This is a genomic window from Flavobacterium enshiense, assembly GCF_040750275.1.
Classification (GTDB): Bacteria; Bacteroidota; Bacteroidia; order Flavobacteriales; family Flavobacteriaceae; genus Flavobacterium; species Flavobacterium enshiense_B.
Genome location: NZ_JBDOCV010000005.1, coordinates 278,826 through 296,289 on the forward strand (window position 1 = coordinate 278,826; position 17,464 = coordinate 296,289).

The window sequence follows — 17,464 nt, forward strand, 5'->3', positions numbered from 1 at the left end:
TACGGTTCCTAATAAAGTAGTTCCTCTGTAAACGTCGTATCCGGTTACTCCTACGTTATCTGTAGAAGCTGTCCAAGATAAGTTAGTTGTCGTAGCTGTTGTTCCGGATGCTGTTAAGCTGGTTGGAGCTGATGGCGCTGTAGTGTCAGAAGTTCCAGCTGTAATGGTAAAGTTAGTGTTGGAAACATCAAAGAAGATGTGATTTGAACCTTTTACCATGATTCTGTTCTGAGTTCCTGCTGTGTTTGGAACTGTAATGGTTTGCGTACCGTCATTTGGTGTTGCCGCCAATAAAGTAGACCAAGTAGTACCGGCATTTGTTGAGATTAAAATGTCAACATTAGCACAGTTTACACCATTAGCAGTTGTTCCTGCCACATTCCATGTAACGGTTTGCGTTGAACCTCCAGCCCAAGATACTGCCGTATTTGGAGCACTTACGCTGAATGGTCCTGCTGTTGCATTAACCGTAACAATCATATCGTCACTATTGTTTGCAGAACCGCCGGCTCTGTTGTCGCGAACCGTAAATCGGAAGTTCATCGTTCTGGCTACTGAAGGAACGGCTTCCACAGTAATTTCTGAACCTGCCGTTGTAGTTGCTCCTGTTAAAACCGATTGCATTCTTGGGAAATATCGTGTAGTAGCCGTTGAAGGCGCGTACGATCTGAAAGTTGGTCCCGAAGTTTTAGTGGCACTTGCTGCAGAACTCGCTCCGGTTTGCGATGAAGAAGCGTTGTCCATTTGTTCCCAAATATAAGTAAGGGCATCTCCATTTGCATCGGTACCTGTTCCGGTTAACATAAAAGGAGTGCTTTTAGGGATCGTGAAATCTAAACCGGCACCCGCTGTTGGAACAGCATTGCCTGTAGCCGTATTGGTTTGGCACGTTTTGTTTTTAATGTTGTTGGTAACCTGTTGGATACTGGCTGCATGGAAATAGGCATCCGAATGCGCTTGAATGTCCTGAGGCGTAATCCCGGCATAGCCCATAATACTAGAACCACTTCCTGGTTCTACGTTTACACCAGTTCCTTCATTGCTGTGAGAGAAAGTATGGTTGGCTCCGAATTGGTGTCCTAATTCGTGTGCTACGTAATCGATATCGAAATTATCTCCCGAAGGAATTCCATCAGCAGGAGAAGTATAACCGCTTCCTTTTTGACCGTTTACACAAACACATCCGATGCATCCTGCGTTACCGCCGCCGCCATCTTTACCAAACAAGTGACCTACATCATAATTGGATTCGCCAATAACAGAAGTCAACGTAGACTGTAATTGTGAGTTCCAATTGGACATGGATGAAGATGCTGAATACGGATCGGTAGAAGCACTTGTGTAGATCACGGCATCGTTGTTTGCGATCAAGTTCAGTCTCACACCAAAGTCTTTTTCGAAAACGCCGTTAACACGTGTCATGGTATTGTTGATAGCTGCTAAAGCCAAGGCTTTTGTCCCGCCGAAGTAAGCAGTATACTCTCCGGTAGTAGACATCGCTAAACGGAACGTTCGCAGCATACTGTCATCCGCATTTGGACGTAATGCAGCTCCTGAAGCTTGAACGGCTGTACGCGCATCTTCAATTACGGTACATTCAAAATGAGAAAGGGATCGCATTTTGTCCGCTTTTCTGAAAACTGTATAGGTTGTTAAATCTTTAGAGTACGGTTCGATGAAAATCGCCGATTGGTCCGCGTTGATTTGCATGGTTTGTAATCCTAAAGGAGAAACACTGAAATACATTACCGATGTAGGATGGTCGATTCCTTGGCCTACATAGGATTTGATTTCAGGGAAACGCTCTGCCAATCCAGATTCCATATTAGATACTTCCATGATTTGAAAGCGTTCCATTTGACCGTCTGTATTCGGAAAAGCAATGATAACATTAGATTTTGGTGCGTTAAGACCTCGTTTTGGGGAATTAACCAAAGCATTTTTCAATCCGTTGATGTCTAAATCGAATAGGTTTTTAGTTGGCAAGGTGGCGCCTCTTTCAGTAGTGGGGATAATGCCTTTTTTTGAAGAAGTCTTCCAAAACGAGCCGTTGTTCTGTGCAATTGCAGTGCTCGTAAATGCCAGTAAAGCAATTGAAAGTAATTTGAGCTTCATGGTTTTTGATTGTTATATTTGTTATGGTTTTTTAGTCGGAAGCAAATATATTTAACATTTTATTTAAAACAATATATTTTTTTAACATTTTTATTGGTATAATTCATTAGTAATCAATACTTAATCGTCGGATAATGTAAAAACAAAAGAAAATAATTATCGTTTTTATATTTTTTGTGTAAATTCTGTAAGAATTATGTTTTTTGGTCGATTGTTAGTGCGTTTTTAATAATTCTTTGAAGGCTTTAAAAATGTCTTAAATTTTCGCTTTTGTGGAAATTAAAAATGGTCTTTTCAAAAAATATGAGTATTTTCACGGACTAAAAATTGATTTTGAAGTGAAAAACAACAACAATAAACTCTTTATAGCAATTATAGTTGCACTGATTCTGGGTGTGATTTTAGGTGGCATTGTTCATTATCAATTTGCTGATTCTAAGGAGGTTTTCTCCAAAAATATAAAGCTGCTTGGGACCATTTTTATCCGAATGGTTCAGATGATTATTGCGCCTTTGGTGTTCTCCACTTTAGTGGTAGGAATAGCCAAAATGGGTGATATGAAAATGGTAGGGCGCGTTGGTGCAAAAGCGATGGCTTGGTTTATTACGGCTTCCTTAATATCACTTTTATTGGGAATGGTTTTGGTGAATACTTTGGCCCCGGGCAAAGGAACCAATATTAAGATGGATGATACGTCATCAGCTTCCGAATTGCTTGAAAAAACACAATCTTTTTCCCTGGAAGAATTTGTAAAACATGTGGTGCCTAAAAGTATATTTGAAGCCTTTGCCACTAATGAAATTTTGCAAATTGTAATATTTTCTATTCTTTTTGGTGTGGCTTTAGCAGCTTTCAGCAAGAAAGAAGCCAAGCCTATTTTAAAACTTCTTGATTCCATTTCGCATGTAGTACTAAAAATGGTTACCTATATAATGTGGGTAGCACCATTGGGAGTTTTTGGGGCAGTTGCCGGAGCGGTTGCCAATTACGGTTTTGAAATTTTCAGCTTGTATGCCAATTACCTTTTGGCCTTTGCTATTGGAATTATTGTCCTTTGGATATTATTACTGTTTGTAGGATATCTGATTTTAGGAAACCGATTGTGGACGTTGCTGAAGAGAATTAAAAGTCCATTGTTGATTGCCTTTTCCACAACCAGTAGCGAAGCCGTTTTTCCAAAGATGGTGGAAGAATTGGAGCGCTTTGGTTGCCAACCGCGAATTGTTTCCTTTACCTTGCCGTTGGGTTATTCGTTTAACCTTGATGGGAGTATGATGTACATGACTTTTGCCAGTATTTTCATTGCTCAGGTATACGGAATTGACATGCCGTTGGACAAACAGCTAACCATGTTGCTGGTACTGATGTTAACCAGTAAAGGAGTAGCCGGTGTGCCAAGAGCTTCTTTAATTGTAGTGGTAGCCACTTGTGCGATGTTTGGCATTCCGCCGGAAGGCATCGCCTTAATTTTACCAATAGACCATTTTTGCGATATGGCCCGAAGTATGACCAACGTATTAGGAAATGCCTTAGCAACAAGTGCCGTAGACAAATGGGAAACCAAAACTGAAAACTAATTATTAAAAAATATTCCAAATGAATGAGCCATTCCACTGGACCCAATTATTAAACCCTGAGTTTTATATCAACCTTGAAATTGCCGGTCACCACATCGGTATTTATGTAGTACTTTTTATTGTATTTGCCGAAACCGGATTGTTCGCCGGATTCTTTTTACCGGGAGACAGTTTGTTGTTTCTTTCCGGTATTTACAGCGAAACCCTGATGAAAGAACTGTTAGTTATTGAAGGGGAGTTTGCCAATGTGGCGGTATTGTCCACTTTAGTTGCTGTGTCGGGAATTATCGGAAATATTTTTGGCTATTGGTTTGGTGCGAAAAGCGGTCATTTCTTATATTCCAAGGAAGATAATTTCTGGTACAAAAAGAAATATTTAATTCAGTCGCGTTTGTTTTTCGAAAAGCACGGAGGACGTGCCATCATTTTCGCGCGTTTCCTTCCAATCATAAGAACGTTTGCGCCGATTGTAGCCGGAATTGTGCAGATGGAAAAGAAGAAATTCATGTTCTACAACATTGTGAGTTCCTTCCTTTGGTCGTTCACCCTAATTTTTTCCGGACATTATCTGTACCGTTACCTTTTGGATAACCATCAGATTGATTTAAAAAAATACATCGAATTAATTGTTGTTGGAATCATCTTAATTTCAACGGCACCAATTGTGATTAATTCCATTAAAAATAAACTTAAAGCCCGCAAGTAATCGTATATGAATGTCAGCTATTGGGAACTGAAAAATTGGTTTTCTAATGTAGACTATACCGTCGTAGGAAGCGGTATTGTCGGACTTCATACGGCTTTGCGATTGCGCGAACGTTTTCCGGAAAGTAAAATTTTGGTATTGGAAAAAGGGGCTTTACCGGAAGGTGCGAGTACTAAAAATGCCGGTTTTGCCTGTTTTGGCAGCCTTTCGGAAATTATCGAAGATTTAAAAAATCATTCCGAAGAAGAGGTTATTCAGCTGATTCAGAAAAGATGGAACGGATTGCAACTGCTTCGCAAGCGTTTGGGTGATGCCACCATCGATTTCAAGCCTTACGGCGGTTACGAGCTTTTTCTGAAGGAAGATGAAAGTACGTATGCCGAATGTCTGCAGAAATTACCTTTTGTAAACGACATTCTCAAACCGCTTTTTAAAGCCGATGTTTTTGCCAAAGAAGTCGATCGTTTTGATTTTAAAGGCATACACGAGTATTTGATTTTCAATCCTTTTGAAGGGCAAATTGACACAGGAAACATGATGCAGGCTTTACTGAAAGAAGCACATGCCAACAATATCCTTATTTTAAACCAGCAAAATGTTACCGATTTTCAGGATACCGATACAGGTGTTCAAATACAAACTAATGATTTTGTGTTTACTTCTAAGAAAGTGTTATTTGCTACCAACGGTTTTGCCGGCACATTAACGGAAGGGGCTGTTCGTCCGGCAAGGGCACAGGTTCTAATTACCGAACCTATTCCAAATCTTGATATCAAAGGAACCTTTCACATAGACGGCGGATATTATTACTTCCGAAACATTGAAAACAGAATCTTGTTCGGAGGTGGAAGAAACCTCGATTTTGAAGGGGAAACTACCTCGGAATTCGGCTTGACCGAACAAATTCAAAACCGATTAGAACAATTGTTACGCGAAGTGATTTTACCAAATACTGAATATAAAATAGCCCACCGCTGGAGTGGTATTATGGGCTTGGGATCACATAAAAAACCTATAGTAGAACAGCTTTCACCCAATGTGTACTGTGGTGTACGCTTAGGAGGAATGGGCGTAGCCATAGGCAGTTTAGTAGGACAGGAATTAGCAGATTTAGTATAATGGCAACCAAGAAGAACACCAAAAAGACACCGGTAAAATCAAATACCAAAACCCAAAACAGAAGTTTCATGGGTAAGGTTATGCGTTTTTTCTTTAAACTGTTTTTGTGGGGATTCGGGCTTTCCATTTTTTTTGTGGTGTTGTTCAAATTTGTACCGATTCCGTTTACTCCTTTGATGGCTATACGTGCCATTGAGAATACGCAGGAAGAGAAAGAAGTCTATTTAAATCACGATTGGGTGCCGTTGGAAGATATTTCCATGAACCTTCAAAAAGCTGTGATTGCCAGTGAAGACGGAAATTTTTTACGACACAATGGTTTTGATTTCAAAGCGTTGGCCAATGCTTATGAAAGCAATCAGAAGGGCAAAAAGTTAAAAGGAGGAAGTACCATTTCGCAACAAACTGCCAAAAATGTATTTCTGTGGCAAGGCAGAAGTTACCTTCGCAAAGGACTGGAGGCTTATTTTACGGTTTTAATTGAGTTGATTTGGGGTAAAGAGCGTATCATGGAAGTATACTTGAACAGCATTGAAATGGGTAATGGCGTATATGGCGCTCAGGCAGCCTCCGAATACTGGTACCATAAAGATGCCAAAGATTTAACCAAATACGAAGCCGCCGGAATTGCAGCTATTCTCCCGAGTCCAAGGAGATATAAAGCAGTGAATTCGTCCTCTTATGTAAACCGACGAAAAGACAAAATTGTTCGCGTGATGCGTCATGTTGGTAAAATCGATTACGACAAAAAACCGGAATAACATGAAAACGGTATTGATTACAGGAGCTTCGAGTGGTATCGGACAACAAACCGCCAAATATTTTTCGCAAAACGGATGGCATGTCATTGCGACCATGACGTGTTTTGACCACGGAAAGGATACAGTTGGTTTGCCGAATGTGAGCAGTTACATCATGGATGTGAGTTGCTCGGAAAGCATCGAATCCGCTAAGGCAAAGATCATTGCCAACCATAAAACCATCGATGTGGTCATTAACAATGCCGGAATCGGGTACCGCAGTTTTGTGGAACTTTCGGAAGACGAGAAAATCAAAACCATTGTTGATGTAAACTGGTTAGGTGTCGTTAAAGTCTGTCGTGCCTTTATACCGGTATTCCGTGAGCAGCGATTCGGACAGTTTATTAACATATCTTCAATTGCCGGATTGGTGAATTTGCCATTGGGCAGTTTTTATCATTCCACCAAAAAAGCTGTGGAAAGTTTTTCCGAGTGCATGTCGTATGAACTGATGGAATTTAATATTAGTGTCAGTACCGTACAATTCGGAAATGCACCAACCGCTTTTCAAAGCCATGTGGTGAAATCCGAAACGGGTGGTGTTCCCTCTTACGAAAGAATGATGCAGAAAATCACTGGAATCTTGCATAAGAAAACCAAGAAAAATACAAATCTTACGCCGAAAATTACCCAAACGCTTTTCGGTATTGCCAATAATCCTCGAACTAATTTTACACGATATACCATTGGTTTTGATGCCAATGCCATGAATTTCTTGCGTTCCAGATTGGGGTATAAATTGTTCAACCGCATTATTCGCAAATCTGTTTTAGGGTAGTGCCATCTTTTAGACACTCCTTTCAGCAACAAAAGCCGCACTTTTAAAAAGAAAATCGAAATTTTCCTGCTGGTTGCCTTACATTTACGTTTTTAAGTAAATTTTTGAAAAGCAAAGTAGTACATATTCTTTTGATGTTTTGCGTGGGTTTTCTTTATGCCCAGCAGCCGGTAACCATTCAGTTGACGGAAAAAGACGGGCTGCCCGATATCGAATTTTACGATGTACTGGAAGATCACAACGGATTTATCTGGTTGGCCGCTGATAAAGGTCTGTATCGTTATGATGGTAAAACCTTTGTGGATTTTACGCGTCCAGAAAAAAGAGGACTTTCCGTTTTTGGTCTTTTGGAAGATGAGAAGGGCAGAATTTGGTGCAACAACATTTCCGGCCAGTTTTTTTATGTAAAAAAAGGGCAACTCCACTTGTTTACCGATTTAAAAGATGAGCTTAAAGGGCAGCTTCCGGAGTTTGTTATCCGGGACGGAAATCTTGTCGTTTTTTGTGAAAAAGGAGTTTTTACTATTGACATTGCAACCAAAAAAAAGGTTTTGAGTAAAGATAAATCGTTTTCATCTCCTTTTTACGGCTTCCCGTTTCACTATAAGAATCAGCTTTATTTTACCTTGTCCCACCATATCCGAAAATTTAATAAAACGAATAGGATAGAACCGGTTTTTCAATTTCATCCTAAGCCAATTGAACCTAAGAATAATGCCTTTTGCGCTTTGGACAATGCTTTGTTTTTCTCTTCGTTTATTGATGGAAACCAACATTTTTTTATTCAGCCCAACGGAACAACTGTTTTTAGAAGCATAGTGGTTCCGGAAGCACTTCGTACCAAAACGATTGTCCGGGTGATAATGAAAGACCAGTTGCTGTGGTTTTGTACGAATCAGGGTGTGGTGGTTTGTAGCTGGAATGGTTCGGAGATAAGCTATAAAAACACATATCTTTCTTCAGAATATGTTACCAAAATGGTCAAGGACCGCGACAATAACTTTTGGTTCACAACCCTTCGCAATGGTGTTTTTGTGATGCCAAACATCCACATAAAAAAAATTCCATTATCGGAAACCTCACAACAGGTAACCACTATGGAAATGATAGACTCCCATACAATAGCTTTTGGAACTACTAACGGTAAAATAGGATTGTTGGATACAGAGACCTTCAAAACCAGTCATTTTTCACTTTCTTCGGAGTCCAAAGTTGCTCAGTTGGTTTACAATGCGCAGTATAAAGCTATTTTTATCAGTCAGGAATCCCAATCCTATTTATGGTCGCTTGTTCAAAAAAAAATGTACAAGTTGCCTTATTTTACTGCTTCTAAGGAAATGACTGTTTCCAGAAACCATTCGCTGCTTAATGCAAGTTATGACCGCGCGAGTCTTGTCGATAATCCATTTGAACAAGTTAAAAAAGGAGTGGGAAAAATTAGTTATGAACCACCCGTAAGTAACAGTTTTACTCCTGCGTTTAGCATTAAGGAATTGCGAATGAAACGCGCCTATACTTGTTTTTACAGTTCGAAAACGAATCAGAACTATGTAGGTTTTGTAGACGAATTAATGGCCTTTGATGCTAAGGGTCAGTATCGTAATATCCGGTATAACCACAAACCCATATTCGCCATCGATATTGATGAAACGGTAGACGGGACGTTATGGGTGTCCACTTTTAAAGATGGCGTTTTAGGTATTCAAAACGGTAAGGTGGTCTACAGTTATACCACTGCCAATGGCTTATTGTCCAACCAAACCGGGAAGCTCAAAAGTGACAATAATAAGCTTTGGATCAGTACCGAAGACGGCATTCAGGTTTTGGACACCAATTCAAAAAAATTACAGAGCCTCACCAAAAATGACGGTTTGGAAAGTTATACCGTTTCCGATATAGCCATTGTGGGTGATCAGGTTTTTTTATCTTCGAACAAAGGGATTTTTGTGGTGGATAAACATAAGAGTTTTAAAGCGACGCGTTCACCGGAGGTTTATTTCACCGGAGTAAGTATTCAGGAAAAAGATACAGTATTGCAGTCCAATTACCAACTGAATTACGATAAAAATGCCATCAAGATAAGTTTCAATGTTAATGGTTTTCAAACCAAAGAAAGTGTCGTGTATCAGTATCGGCTAGTAGGCCTGAATAAAGAATGGCAATCGTTGGAGAAAGGCACCGATTTTATACGCTATTTGAGTCTTCCGCCGGGCGATTTTGAGTTTCAGGTAAAAGCCATTTCCGTCAGCGGCAAAACTTCAGAAGCCATTAGCATGCGGCTTATCATATTGCGTCCTTTTTGGCAGAAATGGTGGTTTTATGTGTTGCTTTCTTTGGCGTTAGTGGCATCGGTTTGGCTGTACTTCCGAAAAAGGATATTGCGCATCGAACGAGAAAAACAAGTGGTACTCGAAAAGGCAGAAACCGACCGGGAATTGGTTTTTTCACAGTTGGAAAACCTGCGATCACAAATGAATCCGCACTTTATTTTTAATGCTTTGAATTCAATTCAGGAGTACATTGTAACCAACGAAAAACAAACCGCCAGTGCTTTTTTGGTGAAATTTTCACGCTTAATCCGCATTTATCTGGAGCACAGCCGTGAAAGCGAAGTGCCTCTGGAAGAAGAAGTCAAAGCGCTTGGTTTATACCTTGAATTGGAAAAAGACCGTTTTGAAGATGCCCTTTCTTATGAAATAACCGTTGATGAAAAACTGGATACCTTTTCGGTAAAAGTACCGTCGTTGTTTATTCAGCCCTATGTTGAAAACGCACTGAAACACGGTTTGTTGCATAAGAAAAGCAATCGAAAGCTGAGCATTTCCTTTAGAAGTGACAGTAAAAAAGAAGGTTTGGTTTGCGTGGTGGAAGATAATGGCATCGGTAGAGAAGCATCGGCAGCTTTGAACAGCAAAAGGGCATATTTGCACCAATCGTTTGCCACGACTGCCAATCAGAAACGCATCGAATTGATCAACAAAACCAGAATAAAAAAAGCAGCGGTAACCGTAGAAGATTTGTATGATACGGAACACCATTCTCAGGGAACACGTGTTGAAATTTTTATTCCGTTTGGATAAAACTCAGCAAGGAAAAAAGAGGTTTCGGAAAAAATATTCAGCACTATAGCATTTAATGTTCATTTTTGCAGCAAATAAAAAACATGAAGGCAATCATTATCGACGATGAAAACAAGGCAAGACGATTGATTAACGCACTTGTAACGGAGCAATGTCCTGAAATCACGACAGTATGGGAAGCTTCCGATTTGGAATCGGGGGTAGCTTTAATCAAAGCGCATCAGCCGGATATCGTTTTTCTGGATATTGAAATGCCAGGACATTCCGGATTGCAGCTGGCCGAATTTTTCGAGCCGGACGCCATGAATTTTCAGATTATTTTCATTACAGCTTATAATGAATACGCGGTTCAGGCGTTCAAACTCTCCGCCGTGGATTATCTGTTAAAACCTATAGACAGTGCCGAATTAAAAGCCGCCATTGATAAGGCGAAGCAGAACATTGCAAAGAACAGCATCACCCACAAACTGGATGATTTGAAAAAAGTGTTTCAGCAGTTGTCGCTTAATAAAATGGTGTTGGAAGTGCCTAAAGGGATTTTGTTTGTTTCCCATGAAGATATCGTTTTGTTTGAGGCTGACGGGATGTACACTAAAGTATATATGAAAAACAACGAAACCCAGCTTATCTGTAAACCGCTCAAGCATTTTGTAGACCAGTTGGACAGCAAACCGATTTTTTACAAACCACACCGTTCCTATCTGGTCAACCTGAAATACATTAAAGAATTGTCCAAAAAAGACGGTTTCCACCTAATTATGGAAAACAATAAAACCGTTCCGATTGCCAAAGAGAAAAAAGAAGAATTTCTGCAAATGATTCAGGAATTGTTTTAATGTCCGTTTCAGAAAAAAATAAAGACTATTCAGAAAAAAACTGTTAAATAAAACACTCGTCTGATTGAAATTTGACCAAAATATAAAATCAGACAACTATGAAAAAAGGATTACTTTCTCTCTTGTTTTTTATGAGCCTAACAATTTCGGCTGCGACTATTTATGTAAAACCAGTTGCTACAGGTACAGGTGCCGGTACAAGTTGGGCAAACGCATCGAACCTTCAGGATGCTATTATGGCGTGTACTTCGGCAGACGAAATTTGGGTTATGGCTGGGACTCATTTGCCAACCTATGGAACAGGACGGGGTAAAGGGTTTTATATTTATGGAGGTACTAAAAAAATCTATGGAGGTTTTAACGGAACAGAAACACTTTTAAGTCAAAGAAATCCGAAACTGAACAGCACGATATTAAGTGGAGACATTAGTGCAAATGACAATACCAACCTTATTCCTACGGAAGCGACAAGACAGGATAATTCGTACCATATCATTACGGTAATTCATCAGGCTTCCGGTACTTCTTATATTACTATTGACGGATTTACCCTCTCGGGAGGTAATGCCAACGGAACTACACTGACTTCAGGAGCCGGACAGTATTTTCACAGTCGTGGCGGCGCTCTTTATGTTCAGTCAAGATACTCCGGCGATTTTATGAGTGTACAGATGAATAATTGTGTTTTTGAAAAAAATACCGGGACAGATGTTTCCGTAAGCAGTGGTTATTTCAATAATGGTCAGGTTAGTAAAACGATAATTACCGATTTTACCAACTGTGTTTTTAGGTTCAATTATGCAACTACAAACGGTACTGTTTTGATATCGGGCGCAAATGGTTACACCTGGTATGGTAACTCAAAAATCGAAAATTGTCTGTTTAACAACAATACATCGGTTAATGGCGCATCGTGTTTGTATTTAAGCGCCAGCGAAGTGAACAGTGGAAACCAAAACAGTATAAGTGCGGTGGTGATAAATTCGACATTTTCAAACAATTCAGGGCTGTCCGGACAAACGATACGCTCGCATAATGCCTCGAATTGTGCGTTTAAAAATGTAATTATTTACAATAACGGTGGCAATGCACCATTTAATTTTACAGGAACATTGGGTGGGCCTTCGCTACAAAATACGATTTCGCAAGGCGGACAAATTGGAGGTATTGACAGCAATCCTCTCTTGAATTCTGATTTTACCCTGCAAGCCACATCTTCAGCGATAAATGCGGGGAACAATGGATTTATAACTTCGGGGATTACACAAGATCTGAACGGCAACGCAAGAATTGTAAATACGACGGTAGATATGGGAGCCTACGAATACAATGCAACCTTAGGAAATCACGACTTTGAGACCATTGCCGATTTTAAAGCATATCCGAATCCAACCAAAGGATTTTTGACCCTATCGTCCGCATCAAAAGTAGAATCGGTTGCGGTATATACTTTGTTAGGAAATAAAGTAAAGACGTTCGATACTGTACAGATTGATCTTTCTGATTTGTCCGCCGGAGTTTATCTGTTGCAGGTTAAAACGGAGAACGGGCAACAAAGCCTTAAAAAAATTGTAAAAGAATAGTTGTTAGTTTTAGTTTTTTTAAAGCGTTTTTCGAATCCGGAAAGCGCTTTTTTAATAGCGTAACATTTTGTGCCTTCAAACGTCTAATTGGTATAATCAAAAAACAATAAAAATGACATCACACGAAATCGATTACCATATTTATGGTGAAGAAATGCAATATGTTGAAATTGAATTAGATCCTCAGGAAGTAGTAGTGGCCGAAGCCGGAAGCTTTATGATGATGGACAACGGTATTAAAATGGAAACCATTTTTGGTGACGGTTCCGCAGAGCAGCAAGGTTTTTTAGGAAAATTGCTAACCGCAGGAAAACGCGTTTTAACCGGGGAAAGCCTGTTCATGACCGCCTACATCAATCAGGATGGAGGGAAACGCAAAGTGTCGTTTGCTTCGCCTTATCCCGGAAAAATTGTTGCGATTGATTTAACGAAATACCAAGGTAAATTCATCTGCCAGAAGGATTCGTTTTTATGTGCCGCTAAAGGTGTTTCGGTTGGTATTGAATTCTCCCGAAAATTGGGTAGAGGTTTGTTCGGTGGGGAAGGCTTCATCATGCAGAAAATCGAAGGCGATGGTATGGCGTTCGTACATTCCGGAGGAACTTTAGCCCGTAAAGAATTGCAAGCTGGAGAAGTGTTAAAAGTAGACACCGGGTGTATCGTCGGTTTTACTAAAGATGTGGATTACGATATCGAATTCATCGGAGGGATTAAGAATTCGGTTTTTGGCGGAGAAGGGTTGTTTTATGCTACCTTACGCGGACCGGGCGTGGTGTATATCCAATCGTTACCGTTCAGCCGATTGGCGGACCGTATTATCGCTTCAGCACCAAAAGCAGGAGGAAGCGGTAGAGAAGAAGGTAGTTTGTTAGGTGGTTTAGGACGAATGATTGACGGGGATAATCGTTTTTAATAAAAAGAAATCCGCTCGAAAGAGCGGATTTCTTTTTATAGTTAGTTATTTTCTACTTTAATAATATAAGTTGCAATAATATAATTTTCAGCTTTAAGATGTACATCAAAATTTCCATTCTTGGGAAACCTGTACTTAAAAGTTGTTAATCCATTATTGTGTTGAATATTATAAATATCATATAGGATTTCTTTCTCTCTAATTAATTCAACGAGAGAAGGGTTGTAGTTTTTATTGTTCAAATTTTTAAAACTAAAAGTCACTACATCACCTTCTTTACAATTTACAACCATTTTGTCCGGTGTAATTGGATTGATATTTAATTTAAAGGTTTCACCGTAAACAATCGGAGGAATATTGCCGTTGATTTGGGTGGCGTCATTTAGGAGCAACCATTTTTTCTCAAAGGGGATATGATTTTTTGCAAATAAGTTGGGATCGGATAAAAAATATCCGTTGTTATATTCTTTTATAAAATTTGATTTAGAATCGGAGTAACCACTTGCCCAGGTTGCGTCACATAAATACCATTTATTGTCTAATTTTACAGCATTCCAAGAATGGTTTGCTAAATCTAACGATTCAACATTTTCATCAATTGTTCTTCCATAACCATTAATGATTTTACATTCGATATTTGCAAAGAAACACAATTCTTTAAGTAAATAGGCATATCCTGAACAAGTAGTTTTTTTATATTTTAAAAGTTCTTTTAATGCTTTTTTTCCGAACTGGCGATTCCATTCGATGTAAGCTAAACTATCATTTTGGAGCTTTTTTCTACTGTTTTTGATTTTTGTGTTTTGGTGATCATCAGCTTTAATATTATCACAAACCCAATAAAAAATTGCTCTGAATTTTTCAACATCAGTATTAAGTTTATTAGTAAGCTTATATGAAAGTATAGGAAGATTGTTTAGGTTTTCTCTTTCATTCAGCTTAGCAATATTGTCGGCTATGGTAAAATTGGTTGAATTAAAGTCCGAAATTTGCGCAGTGAGTATTGAGCTAAAGAATAATGTAAAAAGAAAATAAATATTTTTCATTCAGCACAATTATTTCTTTGAAGCATAAACTCCTTTTTTAGCGACTTTACCCATCATAATGAGGTTACAACTGTTCATATTTACGTTTAAGTCTACTTTTAAATCAGAATTTCCGCTTTCAATAGTTACTTTTTTTGATTCTAAACCAATAAAACTAAAAACCAGAACATCTCCTTTTTTAAGTTTTTCAGTGAATGCAAAATTTCCATCCATATCTGTTTGTGTTCCTTTTAGTGTTCCTTCAACTACAACACTTACACCGGGTAATGGTAAGCCTCCTTCACTCACAACTCCTTTTACAGTGAGGTATTCTTGTTCCGTTGTGTCTTCTGTTTGCACATCATTAGCATTGGATTTTTTTTGAGGATTAATTTCCTGAGCTTGTAGGGTTAAACTATTAAAAAACGAAATACAGGCGAAACCAATACCACTTAAAAAACCGAAACCATTTTTCTTTTTTGCAACCGATTCATTATGGTTTCTTACTTGGCTAGTTTTAAATCTTCCACAAACATTCTTACTTTTTTCTTTATTGAAATAATCAACAATTTCTTCCGGAGATGATTTTGTAAAATCAATTACTTCTTTGCTGCAGGAATTACAAAAACCACCTTTTACAGTAGCGTTGAATTTATTAAAATCTTCAGAACATGGGGATGTTATATCAAGATAGAATTTACTTTTCATAGTAATTTACTTTTAGATCGTAAGTTAAAAAAAATCCGTTTATTTAAACGGATTTTCAATGTGCGAATTTATTTCAGTTTTTTAATGCCCATATTGTACAAGGTAAACGCCTGAATATCCACATTCTCCTGAATCGTAGCAGCCACTGATTTTCCAGCCCCGTGTCCCGCATTAATGTCAATACGGATTAGTGTAGGATTGTCTCCGGCTTGTTTGTCCTGTAATTCTGCGGCAAATTTAAAACTGTGCGCCGGAACTACTCGGTCGTCATGATCGCCGGTTGTCACCATTGTGGCAGGATACGGAGTGCCTTTTTTAACATTATGTACCGGGGAATAGCCTTTTAGGTAGCTGAACATTTCTTTCGAATCTTCGGCGGTTCCGTAATCGTAGGCCCAGCCTGCTCCTGCAGTAAAAGTATGGTAACGCAACATGTCCATTACTCCAACAGCGGGTAACGCTACTTTCATCAGATCCGGGCGTTGGGTCATCGTTGCGCCTACTAATAATCCACCGTTAGAACCTCCGCGAATGGCCAAAAAGTCTTTCGAAGTGTAGTGGTTGGCAATTAAATATTCTGCGGCAGCGATGAAATCGTCAAATACATTTTGCTTTTGCATTTTGGTTCCGGCATCGTGCCATTTTTTCCCGTATTCGCCACCGCCGCGTAAATTCGGAACCGCATAAATACCTCCGTTTTCCATCCAAATCGCGTTGGCAATGCTGAAACTTGGGGTTAAACTCACGTTGAAGCCTCCGTATCCGTACAGCATCGTTGGGTTTTTACCGTCCAGTTTTAACCCTTTTTTATGGGTGATAAGCATCGGGATTTTAGTTCCGTCTTTGGAAGTGTAGAAAACCTGTTTGGAAACATAATCTTCCGATTTGAAATCTACTTTTGGTCTGTCGTATACTTCAGAGGTTCCGGCTTTCGGTTCAAACGAATAAATGGTTCCCGGCGTAATATAATTGGTAAAAGAATAATAGAGTGTTTTTTCATCTTTTTTTCCGCCGAAACCACTTGCAGAACCCACACCCGGTAACGCGATTTCACGAATCAGTTTCCCGTTGTAATCGTACTGTTTTACAAGCGATACGGCATCTTTCATGTAATTGGCAAAGAAATAGCCGCTTCCGGTGGATGGCGATAAGACATTTTCGGTTTCCGCAATGAAATTTTTCCAGTTTTCCGGCTTCGGATTGGCCGCGTCTACGGTCATGATCTTTTTGTTTGGTGCGTTCCAATCGGTTACGATGAACAGTTTCGTGCCCTCGTTTTCAATAATGTAGTTGGACGTGTTGAAGTGGTCTACAATCGTTACAATCGGACTGTTTTCAACGGTTAAATCCTTGATGTATAATTCGTTTCCATAGGTGGAATTGGCTGCACTGATGATTAGATAGCGATCGTCTTCAGTAACATTTCCGCCTACATAACGTCTTTTTTGATCTAAGCCAAAGATCACTTTATCGTCTTTCTGTGCCGTTCCCAATTTATGGTAATACAATTTATGCTGATCGGTTTTTGCGGACAATTCACTTCCTTTCGGCTTGTCATAACTCGAATAATAAAAACCTTCATTTCCTTTCCAGGAAACGCCGCTGAATTTTACATCCACAATCGTGTCTTCGATCACTTTTTTGGTGATGGCATCCATGATGATGACTTTGCGCCAATCACTTCCGCCTTCAGAAATCGCATAGGCTACTTTAGAGCCGTCTCTTGAAAAATCCAGTCCGCCTAACGAAGTTGTACCATCCTTAGAAAAGGTGTTCGGGTCTAAAAAGATTTCCTCTTTTCCGGAAGCATCTTTTCGATAGATTACAGACTGATTCTGTAAGCCGTTGTTTTTAGAATAATACGTGTATTTTCCTTCTTTGAAAGGAGCGCTTATTTTTTCGTAATTCCACAATTTTTCCATGCGCGCTTTGATGGCATCACGGAACGGAATCTGATTTAAGTAGCCATATGTTACTTCGTTTTGCGCCTTTACCCATGCGCCGGTTTCCGCCGAGCGGTCGTCTTCCAGCCAGCGATAAGGGTCGTTTACTTTAGTGTCGAAATACGTATCGGTATGTTCGATTTTTTTGGTTTCGGGATATTTAATTTCTCCCATGTTTTTAGGAGCTTGTGCATTCATGGTTAAACTACAAATTACGGCAGTTGAAGTTACAATGTTTCTCATGGATTGTTTTTTGATTTCTCAAATATAAGTATTCTGAA

13 protein-coding genes are annotated in these 17,464 nt (G+C 39.3%); 9 read left to right on the forward strand and 4 right to left on the reverse strand.

Annotated features, from left to right (window positions below; translation table 11 throughout):
- Nucleotides 1-2,115 (reverse strand): reprolysin-like metallopeptidase (locus ABGT15_RS10460; protein ID WP_367231371.1); only part of this gene is annotated, 2,115 nt, incomplete at its 3' end.
- A gap of 338 nt (nt 2,116-2,453) precedes the next feature.
- Here ABGT15_RS10460 and ABGT15_RS10465 point away from each other — a divergent pair.
- The 9 genes from ABGT15_RS10465 (at nt 2,454) to ABGT15_RS10505 (ending at nt 13,507) form a co-directional block, all read left to right on the forward strand.
- A complete protein-coding gene (locus ABGT15_RS10465; protein ID WP_367231638.1) occupies nt 2,454-3,692 on the forward strand; it encodes a dicarboxylate/amino acid:cation symporter in 1,239 nt (412 codons plus the stop codon).
- Nucleotides 3,693-3,711: 19 nt separating this feature from the next.
- The gene (locus ABGT15_RS10470) at nt 3,712-4,398 is read left to right on the forward strand and encodes a DedA family protein (protein ID WP_367231372.1); all 687 of its coding nucleotides are present in this window, start codon (nt 3,712-3,714) and stop codon (nt 4,396-4,398) included.
- Between the two features lie 6 nt (nt 4,399-4,404).
- Nucleotides 4,405-5,517 (forward strand): NAD(P)/FAD-dependent oxidoreductase, encoded by a 1,113-nt coding sequence (locus tag ABGT15_RS10475; protein ID WP_367231373.1) that lies wholly within the window; start codon nt 4,405-4,407, stop codon nt 5,515-5,517.
- On the forward strand, nt 5,517-6,278 hold the full coding sequence (gene mtgA / locus ABGT15_RS10480; RefSeq protein WP_367231374.1) for a monofunctional biosynthetic peptidoglycan transglycosylase: 762 nt from the start codon (nt 5,517-5,519) through the stop codon (nt 6,276-6,278). Before ABGT15_RS10475 ends, mtgA begins: the two co-directional genes overlap by 1 nt.
- A gap of 1 nt (nt 6,279) precedes the next feature.
- Nucleotides 6,280-7,095, forward strand: coding sequence for an SDR family NAD(P)-dependent oxidoreductase (locus tag ABGT15_RS10485; RefSeq protein ID WP_367231375.1), 816 nt, complete (start codon nt 6,280-6,282; stop codon nt 7,093-7,095).
- 104 nt (nt 7,096-7,199) lie between these two features.
- On the forward strand, nt 7,200-10,175 hold the full coding sequence (locus tag ABGT15_RS10490) for a sensor histidine kinase (protein WP_367231376.1): 2,976 nt from the start codon (nt 7,200-7,202) through the stop codon (nt 10,173-10,175).
- 83 nt (nt 10,176-10,258) lie between these two features.
- The gene (locus ABGT15_RS10495; RefSeq protein ID WP_367231377.1) at nt 10,259-11,011 is read left to right on the forward strand and encodes a LytR/AlgR family response regulator transcription factor; all 753 of its coding nucleotides are present in this window, start codon (nt 10,259-10,261) and stop codon (nt 11,009-11,011) included.
- A 98-nt stretch (nt 11,012-11,109) separates the two neighbouring features.
- Nucleotides 11,110-12,594 (forward strand): T9SS type A sorting domain-containing protein, encoded by a 1,485-nt coding sequence (locus ABGT15_RS10500; RefSeq protein ID WP_367231378.1) that lies wholly within the window; start codon nt 11,110-11,112, stop codon nt 12,592-12,594.
- A gap of 112 nt (nt 12,595-12,706) precedes the next feature.
- Complete coding sequence (locus ABGT15_RS10505; RefSeq protein WP_367231379.1) at nt 12,707-13,507, forward strand: TIGR00266 family protein; 801 nt, start codon at nt 12,707-12,709, stop codon at nt 13,505-13,507.
- Nucleotides 13,508-13,548: 41 nt separating this feature from the next.
- Here ABGT15_RS10505 and ABGT15_RS10510 read toward each other — a convergent pair whose 3' ends face one another.
- The 3 genes from ABGT15_RS10510 to ABGT15_RS10520 all read right to left on the reverse strand — a co-directional run bounded on the left by ABGT15_RS10510 (nt 13,549) and on the right by ABGT15_RS10520 (nt 17,381).
- On the reverse strand, nt 13,549-14,553 hold the full coding sequence (locus tag ABGT15_RS10510) for a transglutaminase domain-containing protein (RefSeq protein WP_367231380.1): 1,005 nt from the start codon (nt 14,551-14,553) through the stop codon (nt 13,549-13,551).
- A 9-nt stretch (nt 14,554-14,562) separates the two neighbouring features.
- The gene (locus ABGT15_RS10515; protein ID WP_367231381.1) at nt 14,563-15,240 is read right to left on the reverse strand and encodes a carboxypeptidase-like regulatory domain-containing protein; all 678 of its coding nucleotides are present in this window, start codon (nt 15,238-15,240) and stop codon (nt 14,563-14,565) included.
- A 68-nt stretch (nt 15,241-15,308) separates the two neighbouring features.
- Complete coding sequence (locus ABGT15_RS10520) at nt 15,309-17,381, reverse strand: prolyl oligopeptidase family serine peptidase (protein WP_367231639.1); 2,073 nt, start codon at nt 17,379-17,381, stop codon at nt 15,309-15,311.
- Nucleotides 17,382-17,464 lie beyond the last annotated feature (83 nt).

Coding starts and splice junctions, on each gene's coding strand:
- ABGT15_RS10470 (WP_367231372.1), top strand. CDS start 3,712: ATGAATGAGCCATTCCACTGGACCCAATTATTAAACCCTGAGTTTTAT.
- ABGT15_RS10475 (WP_367231373.1), top strand. CDS start 4,405: ATGAATGTCAGCTATTGGGAACTGAAAAATTGGTTTTCTAATGTAGAC.
- mtgA (WP_367231374.1), top strand. CDS start 5,517: ATGGCAACCAAGAAGAACACCAAAAAGACACCGGTAAAATCAAATACC.
- ABGT15_RS10485 (WP_367231375.1), top strand. CDS start 6,280: ATGAAAACGGTATTGATTACAGGAGCTTCGAGTGGTATCGGACAACAA.
- ABGT15_RS10495 (WP_367231377.1), top strand. CDS start 10,259: ATGAAGGCAATCATTATCGACGATGAAAACAAGGCAAGACGATTGATT.
- ABGT15_RS10500 (WP_367231378.1), top strand. CDS start 11,110: ATGAAAAAAGGATTACTTTCTCTCTTGTTTTTTATGAGCCTAACAATT.
- ABGT15_RS10505 (WP_367231379.1), top strand. CDS start 12,707: ATGACATCACACGAAATCGATTACCATATTTATGGTGAAGAAATGCAA.
- ABGT15_RS10510 (WP_367231380.1), bottom strand. CDS start 14,553: ATGAAAAATATTTATTTTCTTTTTACATTATTCTTTAGCTCAATACTC.
- ABGT15_RS10515 (WP_367231381.1), bottom strand. CDS start 15,240: ATGAAAAGTAAATTCTATCTTGATATAACATCCCCATGTTCTGAAGAT.
- ABGT15_RS10520 (WP_367231639.1), bottom strand. CDS start 17,381: ATGAATGCACAAGCTCCTAAAAACATGGGAGAAATTAAATATCCCGAA.